This is a genomic window from Pseudoduganella aquatica (assembly GCF_009857595.1).
GTDB classification, from domain to species: domain Bacteria; phylum Pseudomonadota; class Gammaproteobacteria; order Burkholderiales; family Burkholderiaceae_D; genus Rugamonas; species Rugamonas aquatica_A.
This window is the reverse complement of record NZ_WWCU01000001.1, coordinates 210302-231669: the sequence shown is the minus strand read 5'-3', so window position 1 is coordinate 231669 and position 21368 is coordinate 210302. Positions and strand designations below refer to the sequence as shown.

Annotated in this window: 20 protein-coding genes; 16 read left to right on the top strand and 4 right to left on the bottom strand. The window is 66.8% G+C overall.

What is annotated here, in order from left to right:
• Window positions 1–28: 28 nt before the first annotated feature.
• A complete protein-coding gene (gene yiaA, locus GTP77_RS01100; RefSeq protein ID WP_161070316.1) occupies window positions 29–457 on the top strand; it encodes an inner membrane protein YiaA in 429 nt (142 codons plus the stop codon).
• A 17-nt stretch (window positions 458–474) separates the two neighbouring features.
• On the opposite strand, the gene GTP77_RS01095 is transcribed toward yiaA, so the two are convergent.
• Window positions 475–816, bottom strand: coding sequence for a TfoX/Sxy family protein (locus GTP77_RS01095; RefSeq protein ID WP_161070315.1), 342 nt, complete (start codon window positions 814–816; stop codon window positions 475–477).
• 102 nt (window positions 817–918) lie between these two features.
• On the opposite strand from GTP77_RS01095, the gene GTP77_RS01090 reads away from it, so the two are divergent.
• The 13 genes from GTP77_RS01090 (at window position 919) to GTP77_RS01030 (ending at window position 15465) form a co-directional block, all read left to right on the top strand.
• A complete protein-coding gene (locus GTP77_RS01090; protein ID WP_161070314.1) occupies window positions 919–3078 on the top strand; it encodes an EAL domain-containing protein in 2160 nt (719 codons plus the stop codon).
• Between the two features lie 45 nt (window positions 3079–3123).
• Window positions 3124–3606, top strand: a complete 483-nt coding sequence (locus tag GTP77_RS01085) for a MarR family winged helix-turn-helix transcriptional regulator (protein WP_161070313.1) — start codon at window positions 3124–3126, stop codon at window positions 3604–3606.
• Window positions 3607–3720: 114 nt separating this feature from the next.
• The gene (locus tag GTP77_RS01080; RefSeq protein WP_161070312.1) at window positions 3721–5385 is read left to right on the top strand and encodes a methyl-accepting chemotaxis protein; all 1665 of its coding nucleotides are present in this window, start codon (window positions 3721–3723) and stop codon (window positions 5383–5385) included.
• A 14-nt stretch (window positions 5386–5399) separates the two neighbouring features.
• Window positions 5400–6836 (top strand): oxygen-independent coproporphyrinogen III oxidase, encoded by a 1437-nt coding sequence (gene hemN / locus GTP77_RS01075; RefSeq protein WP_161070311.1) that lies wholly within the window; start codon window positions 5400–5402, stop codon window positions 6834–6836.
• A gap of 18 nt (window positions 6837–6854) precedes the next feature.
• A complete protein-coding gene (locus GTP77_RS01070) occupies window positions 6855–7637 on the top strand; it encodes a sulfite exporter TauE/SafE family protein (protein WP_161070310.1) in 783 nt (260 codons plus the stop codon).
• Entirely contained in the window at window positions 7634–10132 is a 2499-nt protein-coding gene (locus GTP77_RS01065; RefSeq protein ID WP_161070309.1) for a heavy metal translocating P-type ATPase, read from the top strand. The genes GTP77_RS01070 and GTP77_RS01065 overlap by 4 nt, the downstream gene beginning before the upstream one ends.
• Before the next feature lie 3 nt (window positions 10133–10135).
• Window positions 10136–10291: a cbb3-type cytochrome oxidase assembly protein CcoS gene (gene ccoS / locus GTP77_RS01060; RefSeq protein WP_161070308.1), complete on the top strand. Its 156-nt coding sequence runs from the start codon at window positions 10136–10138 to the stop codon at window positions 10289–10291.
• 102 nt (window positions 10292–10393) lie between these two features.
• A complete protein-coding gene (gene ccoN, locus GTP77_RS01055) occupies window positions 10394–11815 on the top strand; it encodes a cytochrome-c oxidase, cbb3-type subunit I (protein ID WP_161070307.1) in 1422 nt (473 codons plus the stop codon).
• A gap of 30 nt (window positions 11816–11845) precedes the next feature.
• Window positions 11846–12460: a cytochrome-c oxidase, cbb3-type subunit II gene (gene ccoO / locus GTP77_RS01050; RefSeq protein ID WP_161070306.1), complete on the top strand. Its 615-nt coding sequence runs from the start codon at window positions 11846–11848 to the stop codon at window positions 12458–12460.
• Between the two features lies 1 nt (window position 12461).
• Window positions 12462–12620 (top strand): cbb3-type cytochrome oxidase subunit 3, encoded by a 159-nt coding sequence (locus tag GTP77_RS01045; protein ID WP_161070305.1) that lies wholly within the window; start codon window positions 12462–12464, stop codon window positions 12618–12620.
• Complete coding sequence (ccoP, locus tag GTP77_RS01040) at window positions 12613–13587, top strand: cytochrome-c oxidase, cbb3-type subunit III (protein WP_161070304.1); 975 nt, start codon at window positions 12613–12615, stop codon at window positions 13585–13587. Before GTP77_RS01045 ends, ccoP begins: the two co-directional genes overlap by 8 nt.
• On the top strand, window positions 13562–14938 hold the full coding sequence (gene ccoG, locus GTP77_RS01035; RefSeq protein ID WP_161070303.1) for a cytochrome c oxidase accessory protein CcoG: 1377 nt from the start codon (window positions 13562–13564) through the stop codon (window positions 14936–14938). The genes ccoP and ccoG overlap by 26 nt, the downstream gene beginning before the upstream one ends.
• Window positions 14939–14949: 11 nt before the next feature.
• The gene (locus GTP77_RS01030) at window positions 14950–15465 is read left to right on the top strand and encodes a FixH family protein (protein WP_161070302.1); all 516 of its coding nucleotides are present in this window, start codon (window positions 14950–14952) and stop codon (window positions 15463–15465) included.
• Window positions 15466–15534: 69 nt separating this feature from the next.
• Here the strand turns inward: GTP77_RS01030 and GTP77_RS01025 are convergent, their stop codons facing one another.
• Window positions 15535–16053 carry an RNA polymerase sigma factor gene (locus tag GTP77_RS01025; protein WP_161070301.1) on the bottom strand — a complete coding sequence of 173 codons (519 nt, stop codon included), beginning with the start codon at window positions 16051–16053 and terminating at the stop codon, window positions 15535–15537.
• Window positions 16040–16261: a YgaP family membrane protein gene (locus GTP77_RS01020; protein WP_161070300.1), complete on the bottom strand. Its 222-nt coding sequence runs from the start codon at window positions 16259–16261 to the stop codon at window positions 16040–16042. The genes GTP77_RS01025 and GTP77_RS01020 overlap by 14 nt, the downstream gene beginning before the upstream one ends.
• 124 nt (window positions 16262–16385) lie before the next feature.
• Between GTP77_RS01020 and GTP77_RS01015 the strand changes: the two genes are divergently transcribed.
• Together GTP77_RS01015 and GTP77_RS01010 are read left to right on the top strand one after the other, a co-directional pair.
• The gene (locus tag GTP77_RS01015; protein ID WP_161070299.1) at window positions 16386–16829 is read left to right on the top strand and encodes a MarR family winged helix-turn-helix transcriptional regulator; all 444 of its coding nucleotides are present in this window, start codon (window positions 16386–16388) and stop codon (window positions 16827–16829) included.
• Between the two features lie 74 nt (window positions 16830–16903).
• On the top strand, window positions 16904–20380 hold the full coding sequence (locus tag GTP77_RS01010) for a response regulator (protein ID WP_161070298.1): 3477 nt from the start codon (window positions 16904–16906) through the stop codon (window positions 20378–20380).
• Here the strand turns inward: GTP77_RS01010 and GTP77_RS01005 are convergent.
• Window positions 20377–21318: a GlxA family transcriptional regulator gene (locus GTP77_RS01005; RefSeq protein ID WP_161070297.1), complete on the bottom strand. Its 942-nt coding sequence runs from the start codon at window positions 21316–21318 to the stop codon at window positions 20377–20379. The two genes, GTP77_RS01010 and GTP77_RS01005, sit on opposite strands and share 4 nt — an antisense overlap.
• Window positions 21319–21368: the final 50 nt, after the last annotated feature.

Genomic DNA, 21368 nt, shown 5'->3' with positions numbered 1-21368 from the left:
ATACCCAAGTCATACACCAGGAGGCTACATGAACAAGATTGCACCGCAACGTCCAACCGCCGCCTTCGTCGGCGCTTCGTGGGCCGCCCTGCTGGTGGGCGTGATCACCTATCTGGCCGGGCTGTGGAACGCCACCATGCAGCTCAACGAGAAGGGCTATTACTTCACGCTGCTGGCCTACGGCCTGTTCGCCGCCGTGTCGCTGCAAAAGTCGGTGCGCGACCGGCTCGAGGGCGTGCAGGTGACCAATCTGTATTTCGGCCTGTGCTGGATCTCGCTGCTGCTGGTGCTGCTGCTGTTGTCGGTGGGCCTGTGGAACGCCACGCTGGCCTCCAGCGAGAAGGGCTTCTACGCCATGTCCTTCGTGCTGAGCCTGTTCGCGGCGGTGGCGGTGCAGAAAAACGTGCGCGACAGCGCGGGCAGCGGCAGCGCCGCGCCGCAATCCGGCGACGCCTGATGGGCCAGGGCCAGGAACTAGGCTGCCTTGGCAGCCTTTTTCTTTTTCGGCGCCGGCAGCGGCAAGGCCGCCGCCGTGCGCCGCGCCAGTTCGGTGAGCCATTCGCGCTCGTCCCAGTAATCCCCCGAAATCAGAAACCAGGGCTTGGCCTGCGGGTAGGGCTGGGCCTCCTGCGGCGTGCCTATCCAGGCGCGGCTGGCCTCCACCGGCTTGATGAACAGCTGGTCGTCGCACACCAGGGCGAACATCTTGCCGTCGCAATAAATGGCGTACTCGCCGAACATCTTGCGCGCCGCCAGCGTGCCCGCGCCCGCCATCTGGTCCACCAGAAAATCCACCGTGCTTTGCTGCGACGCCATGCCGTCTTCTCCATCCCGATACTCGTGCGCCCATGCTAGCGGCTCCCGGAACTTTTTACCAGTTTCGCAGTCTCATCCTCGTAACCTGACGAGGAGGCCATCATGTCGGATTTAGACACACGTTTGGGCATGGCCATGTCGGCGGCGCATATGGCCGTCTGGGACTCGGTGCTGGCCGATGGCAGCGTGGCCGGCAGCACGGTGTACTGGTCGGCCGACGGCGCCACTCTGCTGGGTCTGCCTGAAATCAAGCTTGAGCAGCCATTCTCCGCTTTTCTGCAGTTCGTCCATCCCGCCGACCGCGACGAGCTGTTCCACCGCATGCAGGATGCCGCCGACCGCTGCACCCCCTATGAACTCGAATACCGCGTGCAATGGCCGAACGGCAGCATGCACTGGCTGGCCGCCAAGGCATGCGCGCAGTGCGACGCGCATGGCCGGGCCGTGCGCACCCTGGGCGTCGTCTGGGACGTCACCCAGGCCAAGCTGCGGGAACTGGAGGCGGCGGCGCAGCGCGAACTGGCGGAAGTGACGCTGGCCTCGATCGGCGACGGCGTGGCCACCACCGACGCGCAGGGCAATACGCGCTTTATCAACCGCGTGGCCGAGCAGCTCACCGGCTGGAGCCGCGAGCTGGCCGTCGGCAAGCCCATCGAGCAGACGCTGAAGCTGGCCTACGAGCCGCCGGTACCCGGCGTGGCGCCGCTGGCGCAAAGCCAGGTGCGCGAGCCGGCCGGCAAGGACGAGCACGCGGCCCGGCGCTGCCTGCGCCTGCGCCAGTCCATCGGCGTGAGCAACGGCGCCCAGCTGATCACGCGCGACGGGCGCCACATTCCCATCGAGGACTCGGCCTCGCCGATCTGGTCCGAAAGCGGCGAAATGCTGGGCGCGGTGCTGGTGTTCCGCGACGTGAGCCACGAGCGCAAGCTGACCCAGCAACTTTCCTGGTACGCCAGCCACGACCCGCTCACCGGCCTGATCAACCGGCGCGAGTTCGAACAGCAGATCGCCGCCGCGCTGCACACAGCCAAGCACGACGGCCACTCGCACGCGCTGCTGTACATCGACCTGGACCAGTTCAAGATCGTCAACGACACCTGCGGCCACAGCGCCGGCGACGTGCTGCTGCAGCTGCTGGCCAAGATGCTGCAGGCCCAGCTGCGCGACAGCGACGTGCTGGCCCGCCTGGGCGGCGACGAGCTGGGCGTGCTGCTGCCGCACTGTCCGCCCGACCAGGCCATGCTGGTGGCGGACCAGCTGCGCCAGTCGATCAAGAACTTCCGCTTCGTGTGGGACAGCCGCAGCTTCGACATCGGCGCCAGCATCGGCCTGGTGGAAGTGACGCACGACAGCAAATCGATGACGGAGCTGCTGATGGCGGCCGACCAGGCCTGCTACCTGGCCAAGGAGCACGGCCGCAACCGCGTGCACCTGTACATGGAATCGGACCTCAAGCTGGCCCAGCGGCAGGGCGAGATGCAGTGGGTGTCGCGCCTGAACGACGCCTTCGAGCACGACGCCTTCCGCCTGTACGCGCTGCCCATCGTGCCCCTGGCGGCGGCGCCCGGCGGCCAGCCGGACCAGCGGCGCCAGGCCGGGGAGGCGGCGCACGACGAAGTGCTGATACGCATCCAGAACGACGAAGGCGAGCTGATCCCGCCCGGCGCCTTCATCCCGGCCGCCGAGCGCTACGACTTGATGGTGGCGATCGACCGCTGGGTGATACGCGCCGTCTGCCGCTATATCCACGGCAGGCGCGTGGCCGGCCACCGAGCCGAGGCGCTCTATTCGGTCAACCTGTCCGGCTCCTCGCTCAACGACGAGGGCCTGCACGACTACATCCTCGAGCAGTTTTCCGAATTCGGCATCGATCCTGCCGCCATCTGCTTCGAAATCACGGAAACGGCCGTCATCGCCAACCTGCCGCAGGCGCAGGCCTTCATGGCGCGCCTGAAGACGCTGGGCTGCCGCTTTTCGCTGGATGACTTCGGCAGCGGCCTGTCCTCCTTCGCCTACCTGAAGGCGCTGCCGGTGGACTACCTGAAAATCGACGGCATGTTTATCCGCGACATCAAGCAGAACACCATCAACTACGCGCTGGTGAAAGCGATCAACGAGGTCGGTCACGTGATGGGCATGCTGACCGTGGCCGAATACGTGGAGGACGAGGAAACCCTGGCGCTGGTGCGCCGCCTGGGCGTGGATTACGCCCAGGGCCACGCGGTGGGCACGCTGCGTCCGCTGCCGGCCGGCGCCAATTGAATCGGATGCGATGTATAATGGGTTTTCCACCGATAAGGAAAGCCCATGGATACCGTCCCTGCCCCCGCCGCCGCCCCAGACGACCTTGCCGTCGCCGACCTGCCGCTGGCCGACTACCTGTGCTTCGCCGTGTATTCGGCCAACCTGGCGTTCGGCAAGGCCTACAAGCCCATCCTGGACGTACTGGGGCTGACCTACACCCAGTACATCACCGTGATTGCGCTGTCCGAGCAAGAGAACCAGACCGTCAGCGGCCTGGGCGAAAAGCTGTTCCTGGAGTCCAATACGCTCACCCCCATCCTGAAGAAACTGGAGGCCATGGGCTATCTGACGCGCCAGCGCGCCACCGCCGACGAGCGCCAGGTCATCGTCAACCTGACCGAGGAAGGGCGGCAGCTGCGGCGCAAGGCGGCCGAGGGCAACAACCTGTTCCAGGCCTGCGGCCTGTCGGCCCAGGAGTTTCCAAAAATGCAAAAAAGCGTGGTGGCCCTGCGCGACAGCCTGCTCAAGTCCCTACCGGGAAAGTGAGCCCGGCGCAATCCGGCCATTTTTGATCTACATCAATAAATTTGTCCGCCGCTCTCCGTACACTGGCTATATGTCTTGCGATACAGCAAGAAAAACAGCCAGCAGGAGAGCACCGTGCGCACCAATTTACCCGTCACCAACCGCGAAGTCGAACTTGCAGACGACCAGGCCATCGTCTCGAAAACCGACCTGAGCGGCAATATCGTCTACGTCAATCCCTACTTCGTCCAGATCAGCGGTTTCAGCGAGCAGGAGCTGATCGGCGCGCCGCAGAACATCGTGCGCCATCCGGACATGCCGCCGCAGGCCTTCGCCGACCTGTGGAGCTCGATCCGCGCAGGCATGCCGTGGACCGGCATGGTGAAGAACCGCTGCAAGAACGGCGACTACTACTGGGTCAAGGCGAATGTGACGCCGATCCGCGAGGACGGCCAGACGCTGGGCTATATGTCGGTGCGCACCCGCGCCACCCGCGCCCAGGTGCAGGAAGCGGAGCAGGCCTACCGCCAGATCCGCGAGGGCGGCGCCACGGCGGGCCTGACGATCAAGAACGGCCAGCTGATCCGCACCGGCGTGGCGCACTGGCTGGCGCGCCTGAGCCATTCCTCGCTGGCCACCCGCATCTGGGCCGCCACCAGCGGCGTCAACACGCTGCTGCTGTTCGTCTGCCTGGCCAGCCTGTTCGGCGAGGGCGCCTCGGCGCTGACGCGCTACAGCATCTTCGGCGCCACCTTCATCGGCCTGCTGGTCAATGTCTTCCTGTGGTACACCCTGCGCACCAGCGTGATACAGCCGCTGAAGCAGGCGCTGCAAGGCGCGCGCTCGATTGCGGCGGGCGACCTGTCGAGCACCTTTGAAACCCACGCCACCGACGAAGTGGGCCAGCTGCTGCGCGCGCTGCAGCAAATGAACAGCAACCTGATCGCCACCATCCGCGACGTTCGCGTCAATGTGGAGACCATGGCCGTGGCCACGCGCCAGATCGCCGCCGGCAACGCCGACCTGTCCGGCCGCACCGAAGCGCAGGCCGCCAGCCTGGAGCAAACCGCCTCCAGCATCGAGGAATTCGCCTCGACCGTGAAACAGAACGCCGACAACTCGGTGCAGGCCAATGAGCTGGCGCTGGCCGCCTCCAACGTGGCGGAAGAGGGCGGCGAAATCGTGGCCGACGTGATCGCCACCATGGACGACATCAACGCCTCCTCGCGCAAGATCGTGGACATTATCGGCCTGATCGAGGGCATCGCCTTCCAGACCAACATCCTGGCGCTGAACGCGGCGGTGGAAGCGGCCCGCGCCGGCGAGCAGGGACGCGGCTTCGCCGTGGTGGCGGGCGAGGTGCGCAACCTGGCGCAGCGCTCGTCGGTGGCGGCCAAGGACATCAAGCAGCTGATCGACGTTTCGGTGGGCAAGGTCAGCGCCGGCATGACGCAGGTGCACCGCGCCGGCGCCACCATGGAGCAGGTGGTCAGCTCGGTCAAGCAGGTGACGGCCATCATGCACGAGATCTCGGTGGCCTCGCGCGAACAAAGCATAGGCGTGGACCAGGTGAACCAGGCCATCGCCCATATGGACCAGGTGACGCAGCAGAACGCGGCGCTGGTGGAGGAAGCGGCGGCGGCGGCCAACAGCCTGGCGGTGGAAGCGGGCGGCCTGAAACAGGCGGTGAGCCTGTTCAAGTTCGGCAAGCGCGCGCTGCCTGAACAACGCAGCAAGGTCAGCCCGATCCGCGAGCGGAACAGCAACAAGGGCAGCGGCGCCAAGCGCCTGGCCGCATAAGCGAGGTGGAAGCCATGCCACTCACCACCGCCGCCATGCCGCTGCAGTTCGACGCCGCCACCATCACCCGGCTGAGCACCTCCGGGCCGCGCTACACCTCCTACCCGACAGCCGACCGCTTCAACCCGGACTTCGGCTACGGCAGCTACCTGGAAGCCGTGGCGGGACAGAAGATGCGCGGCGGCGGGCGCGGCCCGCTGTCGCTGTACGTGCACATTCCGTTCTGCGACACGGTCTGCTACTACTGCGGCTGCAACAAGATCGTCACCAAGGACCGCAGCAAGGCGGCCACCTACCTGAGCTATCTGAAGCAGGAAATCGGCATGCAGGGCAAGCTGTTCTCCGGCATGAACCAGCTCGCCCAGCTGCACTTCGGCGGCGGTACGCCGACCTATCTGAGCGACCGCCAGATGGAGGAGCTGATGGCCCACCTGCGCGAGAACTTCGCGTTCGCGCCGGACGAGGAGGGCGAATATTCGATCGAGATCGATCCGCGCACCGTGTCGCGCGATCGCGTGCACTCGCTGCGCGCGCAAGGCTTCAACCGGGTCAGCCTGGGCGTGCAGGACTTCGACCCCGACGTGCAGAAGGCCGTCAACCGCATCCAGCCGGAAGCGGAAACGCTGGCCGTGATGCAGGCCGCGCGCGACGCGGGCTTCCGCTCCATCAGCATAGACCTGATCTACGGCCTGCCGAAGCAGACCCTGGACACCATGCGCCAGACCATGGCCAAGGTGATCGCGGCCGGCCCGGACCGCATTGCGCTGTACAACTACGCGCACCTGCCGCACCTGTTCAAGCCGCAGCGCCGCATCCTTGATGCCGACCTGCCGCCGGCCAACGTCAAGCTGGACATGCTGGCCCTGTGCATCCGCGCACTGACCGCGGCCGGCTACGTGTATATCGGCATGGACCATTTCGCCAAGCCGGACGACGACCTGGCCGTGGCCCAGCGCCAGGGCCGTTTGCACCGCAACTTCCAGGGCTATTCCACGCACGCGGAAGCGGACCTGGTGGCGGTGGGCGTATCGGCCATCGGCTCGGTGGGCAGCACCTACAGCCAGAACGAAAAAACGCTGGACGCCTACTACGAAAAACTGGACCAGGGCAGCTTGCCCGTGGCGCGCGGCATCAAGCTCAATACGGACGACCTGCTCAGGCGCATGGTGATTCAAAAGCTGATGTGCAATTTTGAATTGTCGATCGCCTCCATCGAACTGGCCTACCCGCTGCGCTTCGCGGACTACTTCGCCGCCGAGCTGGAACAGCTGCGCGCGCTGGAGCAGGAGGGGCTGGTCTCCATCGACAGCGAATGGCTGTCGGTGACGCTGAAAGGCCGCCTGGTGGTGCGCAATATCTGCATGGTGTTCGACCGCTACCTCGGCATGCCGCGCGCGCAGGACCAGGGCGCCGCCAATGTCCAGCCGCTGCGCTACTCGAAGACCATCTGAAGCGGAAATGACACTGCCATGAACGGCTTGAACCTGCTGCCGGTATTCCTGGTCGGCCTGGCCGGCAGCGTGCATTGCGCCGGCATGTGCGGCGGCATAGTCAGCGCGCTGACCGCCATGCCGTCAGGCCGGCGCGTGATTCCCATCGCGCCCGCCGTGCACGGCACGGCGCTGCGCATGGCTGCCTACAACGCCGGGCGCATAGGCAGCTATATGCTGGCCGGCGCCGTTGCGGGCGGACTGGCCGGGGGCGCGGCCAGCCTGGCGCAAATCGCGCACTGGCAGAACGCCGCCTTCGGGCTGGCCAACCTGATGCTGGTCGCCCTCGGGCTTTACCTGATGAACGCCTGGCGCGGCCTGGCGCGCGTGGAAAGCACGGGCGGCGCATTGTGGCGGCGCATACAGCCGCTGCTGCGCCCCCTGATGCCGATGGACACGCCGCTGAAAGCCCTCTGCCTGGGCGGCCTGTGGGGCTGGGTGCCCTGCGCCATGGTCTACAGCATGCTGCTGACCGCAGCCCTGAGCGGCTCGGCCGTGCAGGGCGCCGCCGTGATGCTGGCCTTCGGCTTGGGCACCCTGCCCATGCTGACGGCGCTTGGCCTGCTGGGCGCGCAAGTGCGGCAAGGACTGCAGCGGCCAGCGGTTCGCACCGCCTGCGGCCTGCTGGTGCTCGCCTTCGGCCTACTGGGCCTGCTGCGCGCCAGCGGCGCCGCATCGCCGCTGCTGCAGGCGCTCGGCATGCCGGATGCCATCGCGGCCCACGGCTGGATGGACGCCCTGTGCGTCGGAGCCCGGCCATGACCCATCCTGTGCATGCCGCAGCGCATACCGCAACAACGGCCGCGTGGACTTCTCCCCAGCCCGCCCACTGCTACCACTGCGGCCTGCCGCTGGGTGGCGGCGAACGCTGGCCGGCGCTGATAGACGGGGTTGAGCATGATATGTGCTGCCCCGGCTGCGCCGCCGTCGCCCAGGCCATCTCCGACGCCGGCCAGTCGTCCTACTACCGCGAACGCAGCGGCTACGCAGCCACGGCCGCGCAAGCCAGCCTTGCGCCGCCCGAACTGGCCCTGTACGACAACGCCGATCCCCGCTTCGCCGCGCGCGACGGCAACCCGGCCGACTCCGAAGCAACCCTGCTGGTGGAAGGCATACGCTGCGCAGCCTGCGTGTGGCTGATCGAACGCCGCCTGATGCAGCTGCCCGGCGTGCAGCACGCCAGCATGAACGTGGCAACCGAGCGCCTGCAAGTGCGATGGCACAAGGACCGCTGCCAGCCCGCCGACATACTCGGCGCGCTGCACGCCATCGGCTACCAGGCCTGGCCCTACGACGCGGCCCGCCACAGCAGGCAATTGCAGCAGGCCGGCCGCGCGCTGGGCCGCCAACTGTTCGTGGCCGGCCTGTCCATGATGCAGGTGATGATGTACGTCGCTCCCGCCTACCTGGCCGACGACGGCACGCTGGACGACAGCATGGCCGCGCTGATGCAGTGGGCCAGCCTGCTGCTCACGCTGCCCGCCGTGTGCTACTCGGCGCTGCCCTTCTTCCGTGGCGCGTGGAACAGCCTGCGCGCCCGCGCCCTCGGCATGGACGTGCCGGTGGCGCTGGGCATCGCCGCCGCCTTTGGCGCCAGCTGCATCGCCACCTGGCGTGGACACGGCGACGTGTACTACGACTCCGTGACCATGTTCATCTTCCTGCTGCTGTGCAGCCGTTACCTGGAACTGGCCGCGCGGCGCAAGGCATCCGCCGCGCTGGAGCGCATGCAGCACGGCCTGCCCGCTTCCGCCACGCGCCTGCCGGACTGGCCGCTCGGACGCGGCAGCAGCACCGTGGCCGCCTCCGCGCTGCGCGCCGGCCATTTCATCCTGGTCAAACCCGGCGAAGCCTTTGCCGCCGACTGCGAGATCGTCGAAGGCCAGACCTCGGTCGACCTGTCGCTGCTGACCGGCGAGAGCGCGCCGCAGCACATGGCCCGGGGCGCCAGCGTGCCGGGCGGCGCCATCAACGCCAGCGCCGTGGTGGTGGCGCGCGTGGACAAGCCCGCCAGCGACAGCACGCTCTCGGGCCTGCTCAAGCTGATCGAAGGCGCGGGCGCTGAAAAGCCGCAGCTCGCGCAGTGGGCGGACCGCGCGGCCTCGCGCTTCGTGGCCGGCCTGCTGCTGTTCGCTCTGGCCGCCTTCGCCTGGTGGAGCTGGTATGACGCGGCCCGCGCCTGGCCGGTGGCGATCGCGGTGCTGGTGGTGTCCTGCCCTTGCGCGCTGTCGCTGGCCACGCCGTCCGCGCTGGCCGCCGCCACCGGCCGCCTGTTGGGCAAGGGTGTGCTCATCGTGCGCCCGCACGTGCTGGAAACGCTGCACCGCGCCACCCATATCGTGTTCGACAAGACCGGCACGCTCACGCAAGGCAGGCCCACGGTGCAGCGCATCGATGCGCTCGGCGGCACCGCCGCCAGCGCCGCGCTGCAAGTGGCCGCCGCGCTGGAAGCGAACAGCGTGCACCCGATCGGCCGCGCGCTGCTGGCGGCGGCGGGCGAAGCGGCCGTCATGGCGCGCTGGAACGCCACAGACGTGCAGGAGTTGCCGGGCCAGGGCCTGGAAGGCACGGTGCAAGGCATACGCTACCGGCTGGGCAACGCAACCTTTGTGGCCGGCATTGCGGGCGCCGCCATGCTGGCCACCCCTGGCGACAGCGACGGCGACGGCACTCCCGTGTACCTGGGCAGCGGCGGCGCGTGGATTGCGCGCTTCCTGCTCTGCGACGCGCTGCGACCGGACGCGCAAGCCACCGTCGACTATTTCCGCGCGCGGGGCAAGCAGCTGGTGCTGCTCAGCGGCGACAGCGAAGCGCTGACGCTGCGCGTGGCGCGCAGCCTGGACATCCCCTTGGCCAGCGGCGAATTCCTGCCGCAGCAAAAGCTGGCCTATGTACAGGAGCTGCAGCAGGAGGGGGCGGTGGTGGCGATGGTGGGCGACGGCATCAACGACGCCGCCGTGCTGAGCGCGGCCGATGTCTCCTTCGCCATGGGCAGCGGCGCGGCGCTGGCGCAAGCCCACGCGGACACGGTCCTGATGAACGGCCAGCTCGGCGCCGTGGCCGACACCGCGCGCACCGCCGCGCGCACCATGGCCGTGATGCGCCAGAACCTGGCCTGGGCCACGCTGTACAACCTCACGGCCATCCCGGCCGCCGCGCTGGGCTATCTGAATCCCTGGCTGTCCGGCGCGGGCATGGCCCTCAGTTCCGCCGTGGTGGTCCTCAACGCGCTGCGGCTGCGTAATGAAAAAGGATAGACTATGGAAGCCTTGTATCTGCTGGTTCCCTTGAGCGTGGCCCTGGTCTTCGGCGCGCTGTGGGTGTTTTTCAAAGCGTCCGACAGCGGCCAGTTCGACGACCTGGTCGGCCCCGGCCTGCGCGTGCTGCAGGACGACGACGCGGCGCAGGATTCCTGACCCCTCCTGGTTCGGCCAATTTTGATCCACATCAAAGTTTTTTGAAGTCCACCCACGTAACCTTTGACATACATCATCAAAGCGTTCTTGGGAGAACACAAAGTGGATCACACTCTGAACTACAACTACAAGATCGTGAAGCAATTCGCGATCGCCACGGTAGTCTGGGGCATAGTCGGCATGCTGGTTGGCGTCATCATCGCCGCCCAGCTGGCCTGGCCCAGTCTGAACCTGGACATCGCCTGGCTTACCTACGGGCGTTTGCGTCCGCTGCACACCAACGCCGTCATTTTCGCGTTCGGCATTTCCGGCCTGTTCGCCACGTCCTACTACGTGGTGCAGCGCACCTGCCAGGTGCGGCTGTTCTCGGACAAGCTGGCCGCCTTCACCTTCTGGGGCTGGCAAGCCGTGATCCTGAGCGCCGTGGTCACGCTGCCCATGGGCCTCACGCGCGGCAAGGAATACGCCGAGCTGGAATGGCCCATCACCATCCTGATCGCGCTGGTATGGATCGCCTACGCGGTAGTGTTCTTCGGCACCGTCATCAAGCGCAAGGTGGAGCACATCTACGTGGCCAACTGGTTCTTCGGCGGCTACATCCTGGCCGTGACCCTGCTGCACGTGGTGAACGGCATGAGCATGCCCGCCTCGCTGACCAAGTCCTACTCCATGTACACCGGCGTGCAGGACGCCATGATCCAGTGGTGGTACGGCCACAACGCGGTGGGCTTCATCCTGACCGCCGGCTACCTGGGCATGGTGTACTACTTCATTCCCAAGCAGGCCGAGAAGCCGGTGTACTCCTACCGCCTGTCCATCGTCCACTTCTGGGCGCTGATCTTCACCTATATGTGGGCCGGTCCGCACCACCTGCACTACACCGCGCTGCCGGACTGGACCCAGTCGCTGGGCATGGTGTTCTCGCTGATCCTGCTGGCGCCGTCGTGGGGCGGCATGATCAACGGCATGATGACGCTCTCCGGCGCATGGCACAAGCTGCGCACCGACCCTATCCTCAAGTTCATGATCGTGTCGCTGTCGTTCTACGGCATGGCCACCTTCGAAGGCCCGATGATGTCGATCAAGACCGTCAACGCGCTGTCGCACTACACCGACTGGGGCATCGCCCACGTGCACGGCGGCGCGCTGGGCTGGGTGGGCTTCATCACCATGGGCTCGATCTACTACCTGCTGCCGCGCCTGGCCGGCCGCAAGGAGATGTGGAGCGTCAAGCTGATCGACCTGCACTTCTGGGTCGCCACCATCGGCATCGTGCTGTACATCGCCGCCATGTGGATCGCCGGCGTGATGCAGGGCCTGATGTGGCGCGCGGTCAATCCCGACGGCACGCTGACCTACACCTTCGTTGAAAGCGTGAAGGCGACCTACCCCTACTACGTGGTGCGCTTCAGCGGCGGCCTGCTGTACCTGGGCGGCATGTGCGTGATGGGCTACAACACCTGGATGACGTTGCGCGGCCGCGACACCGCCACCGCCCGCATCCCCGAACTCAAAGCCGCCTGAGTTTCAGGACAACCACTACGGAGCTATCAAATGAAATTTTCGCATGAATGGATAGAGAAGAACCCCTGGCTGCTGATCGTGCTGGTGACGCTGGTGGTGTCGGTGGGCGGAGCGGTGGAGATAGTTCCGCTGTTCTTCCAGAAATCGACCACCGAACCGGTGGCGGGCCTGAAGCCATACAGCCCGCTGCGCCTGGCCGGCCGCGACGTGTACGTGCGCGAAGGCTGCTACAACTGCCACTCGCAAATGGTGCGCCCCTTCCGCGCCGAGACCGAGCGCTATGGCCACTACTCGGTGGCCGGCGAATTCGTCTACGACCGCCCCTTCCAGTGGGGTTCCAAGCGCACCGGCCCGGACCTGGCGCGCGTGGGCGGCCGCTATAGCGACGAATGGCACAAGACCCACCTGGCCAACCCGCGCGACGTGGTGCCGGAATCGAATATGCCGAACTACCCCTGGCTGGCCAAGTCCGCGCTCAAGCCGGCCGACATCGTGCCGCACCTGCGCGCGCTGCAGCGCCTGGGCGACCCGTACACGGACGCGGAAATTGCCGCCGCCCCGGCCGAGCTGGAAGGCAAGACCGAGGAAGACGCCCTGATCGCCTATCTGCAAGGCCTGGGCACCCAGATCAAGACGAGGAACTGACATGGAAAACCTGTTTGACAACGCCAGCCGCGTGATGACCGTCATCTCATTCATCACCTTCATCGGCATCGTCGCGTGGGCATACGCGCGCCGCAACCAGGCCGGCTTTGCGCAAGCGGCGCAACTGCCGTTCGCGGACGAGGAGAACGACCATGTCTGACTTCACCAGCGGCTTCTGGAACTACTACATCATCACGCTCACCATGCTTGGCGTGTTCGGCTGCGCGGTGCTGCTGTATTCGCAGTCCAAGCACAAGGTCAAGGCGCTCAAAGACGTGAACGCACCGGTCGGCACCACCGGCCATATCTGGGACGAAGACCTGACCGAGCTGAATACGCCCATGCCGCGCTGGTGGATGTGGCTGTTCTACATCACCATCGTGTTCGGCCTGGCCTATCTGTTCCTGTATCCCGGCCTGGGCGACTACGCCGGCAAGCTGGGATGGAAATCGAGCGGCCAGTACGGCGCCGAACTGAAACAGGCCGAGGCCGAATACGGACCGCTGTTCAACCAGTACCTGAAGCAGGAGCTGACGGCGGTGGCCGCCGATCCGAAAGCGCAGGCCATAGGCGAGCGCCTGTTCCTGACCTACTGCGCGCAGTGCCACGGTTCGGACGCGCGCGGCAACAAGGGCTTCCCCAACCTGACCGACAAGGACTGGCTGTACGGCGGCGCGCCGGACGTGATCAAGACCACCATCATGAACGGCCGCCACGGCGTGATGCCGCCCATGGGCGCGGCGCTCGGTTCGGACAAGGACGTGGAAAACGTGGCGCACTATGTGCTGAGCCTCTCCGGCGGCGCGGCCGATCCGATCAAGTCCGTGTTCGGCAAGAGCAAGTTCAACGCCTGCATGGGCTGCCACACCGGCGCCGGCACCGGCAACCAGGCCCTGGGCGCGCCCAACCTGACGGACAAGGTCTGGCTGTACGGCGGCAGCGCCGAAACCATCATGGAAACCATACGCAAGGGCCGCAACAACACCATGCCGGCCTTCGCGGACTTCCTCGGCGAAGGCAAGGTGCATGTACTGGCCGCCTACGTATGGGGCTTGTCGAATCAACCGGCTGTGGCAGCGGCTCCAGCACAAGGCAACAGCAATGAACGCGCCGGAACAAGTCATTAAGATGTACGCCGCCCGCGAGGAGATCTATCCTCGCGAGACGGCGGGCCGCTACGCCAGCCTGCGCTGGGTCTTCGTCTGGCTCACGCAGCTGGCCTTCTACGGCACGCCCTGGCTCACATGGAACGGCCGCCAGGCCTTGCTGTTCGACCTGGCGGCGCGCAAGTTCTACATCTTCGGCCTGGTGCTGTGGCCGCAGGACTTCATCTACCTGGCGGCGCTGCTCATCATCTGCGCCTACCTGCTGTTCCTGGCCACCGCCATCGCCGGGCGCGTGTGGTGCGGCTTCTCCTGCCCGCAGACGGTGTACACCGAAATCTTCCTGTGGATAGAGCGCAAATTCGAAGGCACGCGCAGCGCGCGCATGCGCCTGGCCAAGGAAGGCCTCACCTTCAACAAGATGTGGCGCAAGGGCGGCAAGCACCTGGCCTGGGGCACGGTGGCGCTGTGGACCGGCTACACCTTCGTCGGCTACTTCACGCCCATCAAGTCGCTGGCGCTGGAAGCGCTGCATCTGAGTTTCGGCCCGTGGGAATGGTTCTGGGTGCTGTTCTACAGCCTGGCCACCTACGGCAACGCGGGCTGGCTGCGCGAGCAGGTGTGCAAATACATGTGCCCCTACGCCCGCTTCCAAAGTTCGATGTTCGACCGCGACACGCTGATCATCACCTACAACGCGAAACGCGGCGAGCCGCGCGGCGCACTGAATAAAAACACCGGCGGCTCCTGCATCGACTGCTCCATGTGCGTGCAGGTGTGCCCGGTGGGCATCGACATCCGCAAGGGCCTGCAGTACGAGTGCATAGGCTGCGCCGCCTGCGTGGACGCCTGCGACAGCGTGATGGACAAGATAGGCCAGCCGCGCGGCCTGGTGCTGTACAGCACCGACCACGCGCTGGCGGAAGGCTACACACACAGGCAGATCCGCCAGCATGCGCTGCGGCCGCGCGTGCTGATCTACAGCGCCATCCTGCTGGCGATCATCTGCGCGGTCGGCACGGCGCTGTGGCTGCGCACGCCGCTGAAAATGGACGTGATACGCGACCGCGGCGCCATGGGACGCGAGGTGGAGGACGGCATGATAGAAAACGTCTACCGCCTGCAGATCATGAACACGTCCGAGCAGGCGCACAGCTACCGCATCCGCGTGTCCGGCATGCCGTCGCTGGAGCTGGTGACGGAGCAGCAGGTGACGCTGGCCGGCACCGAAACGCGTGCCGTGCCGGTACGCCTGCGCGCCGCCCACGGCGACGGCGCCAAGGGCTCGAACAAGATCACCATCGAGCTGACGGCGCTGGACGATCCTGCGCTGAAGGTCAGGGAAAACGCGGTGTTCATCGTGCCGCGCTCGTGAAGGAGAGGATTATGCAAAGCCATCAACTCAATCTGCCGGCGGCGCAGCCGTGGTGGTCGCAGCGCTGGCCGTGGCTGCTGATGCTGGGGCCGTGCCTGGCGCTGGTGGGCGGCCTGTACACGGGCTGGCTGGCCTTCTCGCAACCGGACTCGCTGGTGGTGGGCGACTACTACAAGCGCGGCAAGGCCATCAACCAGGACTTGCGGCGCGACCGCGCGGCCAGCGCGCTCGGGCTGTCGGCCGAGCTGCGCTACGACGTGGCGCGCGGCGTGCTGTCGGGCCGCGTGGACGGCGCGGACCAGGCCAGGCCGCCGCGCGTGCTGCTGCACCTGGCGCACGCCACGCAGCCGGAACGCGACATCAAGCTGGAACTGGCGCCGGCGGCCGACGGCAGTTTCGATGCGCCGCTGCCCATGCTGGAACGCAGCCGCTGGCAAGTGCTGCTGGAGGACGAAGGCCGCAGCTGGCGCCTGGAAGCCAGCTGGCAGTGGCCGGCGCAGCGCGAAGTGACGGTGCGGGCGGATTGAGCATGGCGGGTTACGCGCTGCCGGAGATTCGTAGGGCGGGTTAGCGGCGCAGCCGCGTAACCCGCCGCATCAGGCAATCAGATATTCGCGCGCCATCTGGCGCGCCCGGTGCAATCGGCTTTTGGCGGCGGGCACGGTCAGCGCCAGTTCCGCCGCGATTTCGGCGATGCTCATTTCAGCAAAGTCGCGCAGCAAAATCACCTGGCGGTAATCCACCGGCAGCGACTCGAGCGCGTTCACCAGGTCCGCGCGCAGTCCCGCCGTGTCCTGCGCGGCCAGCCATTGCTCGGCGCGCGCCTCGTCATACGGGTCGAAGTTGAGCGCCACCCGCCCCAGGCGGCGGCATTCGCGCTGCACCACCTTGAACAGCCAGCCGGAGAAGGCCGCCAGCACGCGCACCGCCTCGAGCCGGCGCGACAGCACCAGCAGCGCCTCCTGCACCGCGTCGTCCACGTCGCTGATCAGGCAGGAACGCTGGGCGTAGCGGCGGATATCGGGCTGGCACAGGCGCAGCAGCTGGGCCAGTGCCGCCGGATCGCCGCGGTGGGCGGCGTCCAGCACCGGCAAGTGTGTTTCAGAGAGTGCCATTCTTTTTCGCTTTGTCGAGGCGGCGGCCCACCATGGCGCACATGGGGCAGAAGCCGAACAGGCCGGAGGCGACGATCCCGCCCGCCGACGCCGCCAGCACCGCGCCCAGCACGCCGCCCACGCTCACCAGGCTGAAAGCCACCGCCAGCAGGCCGGCCACCACGCGCAGCACGCGCTCACCATTTGGTACATTTTTAACATAGAACATTTTGCTCTCCTTTTGAGTAGATTGCTAACAGATTGCCAACATGAGGAAGTCCCTCGGCTACTAAGAGGCGGGCAAACCGCATTTGGATTCGCGGATTCAAAAATATTTTGTTAGGCTACGCCACATGAGCGCCCCTAAACACCCACCCAAGCCGCCCACGCTGGACCAGCACCTGTGCTTCAAGCTGTATTCCACGTCGCTGAAAATGACGCAGCACTACAAGCCCCTGCTGGCCGCCCTCAACCTCACCTACCCGCAATACCTGGTGATGGTGGTGCTGTGGGAGCAGGAAGGGCTGGGCATCAAGGACATCGCCCAGCGCCTGCAGCAGGATTCCGGCTCCATCACGCCGCTGGTGAAGCGGCTGGAAGCGGAAGGCTATCTGCTGCGCGGGCGCGATCCGCTGGATGAGCGCAACCGCGTGCTGACCCTGACCGCCAAGGGGCGGGAGCTGCGCGCCGCCGGCCTGCGCGTGAGCGAGCAGTTCGCCCACGCCTGCGCCATCACCCACCAGGACGTGGAGCAGCTGGCGAGCGGGCTGGATAAACTGAACGGCAATCTTTCCTGAAAGACCACGCCGCGCACCTTGCCAAAACGTCACTTTGATAGGAGAATTCCCCAGCGCCCCCGTCCAAGGAAGACATGAAACCTCTCGGCATCAAAGTCAAGGTTGCACTGGCCACCAGCCTCACCTCGGTGGTCATGGTGGCGCTCGTGACCGTGGCGCAGATGCAGCGCATGGAGGCCGACTTCACGCGCGTGCTGTTCGCCCAGCAGACGGCGCTGATCAACCGCACCGCCGAGGAGCTGGACGACAAGCTGAACATGCTGCTGGGGATTATCGCCCTGTCGGCGAAAAACCAGCCGCTGGGCATCTCCCATGACCCCGCCGCGCTGCGCGCCTACTACGCCGACCGCGCCGTGCTGTCCCTGTTCGACGACGTGCTGGTGCTCGACCCGCAAGGCCATGTCATCTCCGACCTGCCGGTAGTGAGCGGCCGCGTGGGCGTGGACGCCAGCGACCGCGCCTATTTCAAGCGTGTGATGGCCACCCGCCAGCCCCTCATCGCCGAGCCGGTGGTAGGCCGCGCCGGCAAGCAGCCCATCGTGCAGATGGCCGCGCCCATCCTGGACCAGAAGGGCGAAGTGCAGGCCGTGCTGATCGGCGTGCTGCGGCTGTACAAGGACAACGTGCTGGGCCACCTGCGCACCGCCAAGGTGGGCCGCACCGGCTACTACTTCGCCGTCACGCGCGCCGAGGTGCCGCTGTACGTGCTGTATCCGGACCTGAACCGCCTGCTCAAGCCGCGCCCCGCCAATGCCAACCCGGCCACCACGCGCGCACTCAACGAAGGCTTCGAGGGCACGGTGATCAGCACCAACAGCGGGGGTATGCGCGCGCTGAACAGCTTCAAGACGCTCAAGTCGGTGGACTGGGTGCTGGCCGCTTCGCTGCCGGTGGACGAGGCCTTCGAGCCCTTCGAGGGCATGCTGCTGCGGCTGGCCGCGTGGAGCTGCCTGGCCTCGCTGGCGGCGGCCGCGCTGATAGGCTGGCTGACCATGCGTTTGATGTCGCCGCTGGCGCAGCTGCGCGGCGCCATCCAGCGCATGCACGGCAACGCCGCCGGTTTCACGCCCATCCCGGTGCGGCAGGAGGACGAGATCGGCGACCTGACGGCGGCCTTCAATAGCCTGATGCAGGAGCGCCAGGCCGCCGATGCGCGCCTGAATGATTTGATCGAGCTTGCGCCCAACGCCTATGTGGTGGTGGATGCGGACGGCCGCATCGAAACCTTCAACCGCCAGGCCGAGCGCTACTTTGGCTACCAGCGCGCGGACGTGCTGGGGCAGAAAGTGGAAGTGCTGCTGCCGTCGGCGCAGCGCGAGGAACACGGACGCCTGCGCGTGGGCTTTTCATCGACGCGGCTGACGCCCGAACCGGTGCGCATGGGCGACGGCCGCGCGCTGTTCGGCCAGCGCAAGGACGGCAGCCGCTTCCCGGTCGAGATCAACCTGAGCGCGATCCAGACCGGCGAAGGCACCAAGGTGCTGGCCATGATCTCCGACATCACCGAGCGCCACCGCCTGCAGGGCGAGGTGCAGGCGCGCGCGCTGGAGCTGGAACAGGCGCGCGACCGCGCCGAGGCGGCCAACCGCGCCAAGAGCGACTTCGTGGCCAATATGAGCCACGAAATCCGCACGCCGATGAACGCGGTGCTGGGCATGGCTTACCTGCTCGGCAATACTTCGCTGACCGCGCAGCAGCGCAAATACCTGACCATGGTGCAGGCTTCGGGCCAGACCCTGCTCGGCATCCTCAACGACGTGCTGGACTTCTCCAAGATCGAGGCGCGACGCATGGAACTGGCTCCCACCGATTTCGACCTGGGCGACGTGATCGGCACCCTGGCCACCACCATGACCATGAACGCCGGCGAGAAGGAACTGGAGTTGGCCATCGCCGTGGAGCCGGACGTGCCGCGCCTGCTGCACGGCGACGCGCTGCGGCTGCAGCAGATCCTGGTCAACCTGGCCGGCAACGCCATCAAGTTCACGCAGCAGGGCGAGGTGGTGGTGCGGGTGAGCCTGGAACAGGCCGCGGCGGACTACGCCATGCTGCGCTTCGAAGTGAGCGACACCGGCATCGGCATGGGCGAGGCGCAGCTGGGGCAGCTGTTCAGCGCCTTCTCGCAGGGCGACGAGAGCATCACGCGGCGCTTCGGCGGCACCGGCCTGGGGCTGGCCATCACCAAGCGGCTGATAGAACTCATGGGCGGCAAGATCGCCGTGCACACGGTCGAAGGCGAGGGCAGCCGCTTCTGGTTCAGCCTCCCGTTCGCGGTGCTGCCGGCGCCCGAAAAGCGCCAGCCCGCGCTCGGTCCTCAGCGCCTGCTGGTGGCGGACGACAACGGCACCACGCGCAGCCTGGTGGGCAAGCTGATACGCGCCTGGGGCTGGGAGGCGGACGAGGTGGCGTCCGGCGCCGAGGCCGTCGCGCGCTTCCGCGCGCAGCAGGAGGCTGGCCAGCCTTACAGCGTGGTGCTGGCCGACTGGCATATGCCGGGCCTGGACGGCGTGGCGGTGGCCAAGGCCATACGCGCGGCGGCAGGGCCGCAGGCGCAGCCCATCGTGGTGATGGTGAACGCCTTCGCGCGCGGCAAGCTGGAGGAGATTTCCGGCGCACCGGAGGCGGACGTCGTGCTGGTCAAGCCCATCACCAGTTCCAGCCTGTTCGACGCCTTGCACCAGGCGCTGGTGGCCAAGGGCGGCGATGAACACAGCGTGCAGGCGGAGGGCATCGCCAACCGCCTGAAGGGCAGGCATTTCCTGCTGGTGGAAGACAACCTGCTGAACCAGGCCGTGGCGCGCGGCATACTGGAGCTGGCCGGCGCCACGCTGGAGGTGGCGGACGACGGCCAGCAGGCGCTCAATATGCTGCGCACGGACGCCGGCCGCTACGACATCGTGCTGATGGACATGCAGATGCCGGTGCTGGACGGCTTCAGCGCCACCGCCATGCTGCGCCGCGAATTGAAGCTGGACTTGCCCGTCATCGCGATGACGGCCGGCGTGCTGGCCTCTGAGCGCGACCGCTGCCTGGAGGCGGGCATTACCGACTTCATCCCCAAGCCGGTGGTGGTGGAGGAAATGCTTGCGGTGATACAGCGCCACCTGCCGGATGGGCTCAGTGCGCAGCAGAGCGTACCACCAGCCACGCCTGAGGCCACCGTCGCATCCCCCGCCGCCGAACCGGCCGAACCGCTATTCAGCATGGACAGCCTGATGCGCGTCATGGGCCAGGATCCCAGGGGCCGCCAGGTCATGTTCAAGATGGTGCGCGGCGCGCTGGACAGCGGCATGCAGCCGCTGGACGAAGCCGATCTGGCGCTGAGCGAAGGCCGCGCCAATGAGGCGGCAAAGCTGCTACACAGCCTGCGCGGTGCCGTCGGCGTGCTGGGCGCCAAGCGCCTGGTGCGGGCCACGCTGGATGCGGAAAACGCTATCGTGCAGCAACGCACCGATGAACTGCCCGCCATCTTCGCCGGCGTGCGCGGCGTGCTCGAAGCCACGCTGCAGCAGGCGGCCGACTGGCTGGAGCGCGAGGAAAACAGCGTCTAGGCCTGCCCGCGCGCGGCGCGCTTGATGGCCTGCGGCGGCTGGCCGTAAGCGCGCAGGAAAGCGCGCCGCATGCGCTCCGGATCCGCAAAGCCGGTCTCGCGCGCCACCACGTCTATGGCATGGCCGCCCGCCTCGATCAGCGCGCGCGCCGCCTCCACCCTCAACCCCTCCACCGCGCGCGCAGGCGACTGCCCGGTCTCCATGCGGAAGGTGCGGCTGAACTGGCGCCGGCTCAGGTGCGCCGCGTCCGCCAGCTCGTCGACCGACAACGGCTTGCGCAGATTGCTCTTGGCGTAGGTCAGCGCCACCTGGATACGGTCCGACTTCGGCTCCAGCTCCAGCAGCGCGGAGAACTGCGACTGCCCGCCGCTGCGCCGGTGGTACACCACCATCTTGCGCGCCACGGCCTTCGCCAGCTCCGCGCCGTGATCCGCCTCCACCATGGCCAGGCACAGGTCTATGCAGGCCGTCATGCCGGCCGAAGTCCAGACCCGCCCGTCGTGGATATAGATGCGGTCTTCCTCCACCTTCACTTTCGGATACATGCGCTGCAGATCGCGCGCCTGGCACCAGTGCGTGGTGGCGCGGCGGCCGTCCAGCAGGCCCGCTTCCGCCAGCAGGAAGGCGCCGGTGCAGATGCTGGCCGTGCGGCGCGACAGCGCGCTGGCCGCGCGCAGAAAGCCGACGAAGCCCGGCGTCGACACGATCTGCTCCATGGCACCCGCCACCAGCACGGTGTCGAAGCTATGGCCGCCGAACGCCTGCGTCAGCACCGGCACGCCGGAGGAGCTGGATACCGCGCCGCCGTGCTCGGACAGCAGCGCCACTTCATAGCAGGCTTCGCCCTTAAGTTCATTGGCCACCTCGAACACGGTGGTGGCCACCAGGTCCAGCACCTGGAAGCGGGGGAAGAGCAGCAGGGCTATTTTGCGTGTCATGATGTCCCAAAACGAGGTATATAAGGCATACGGGACTCAATTTAGAAGCC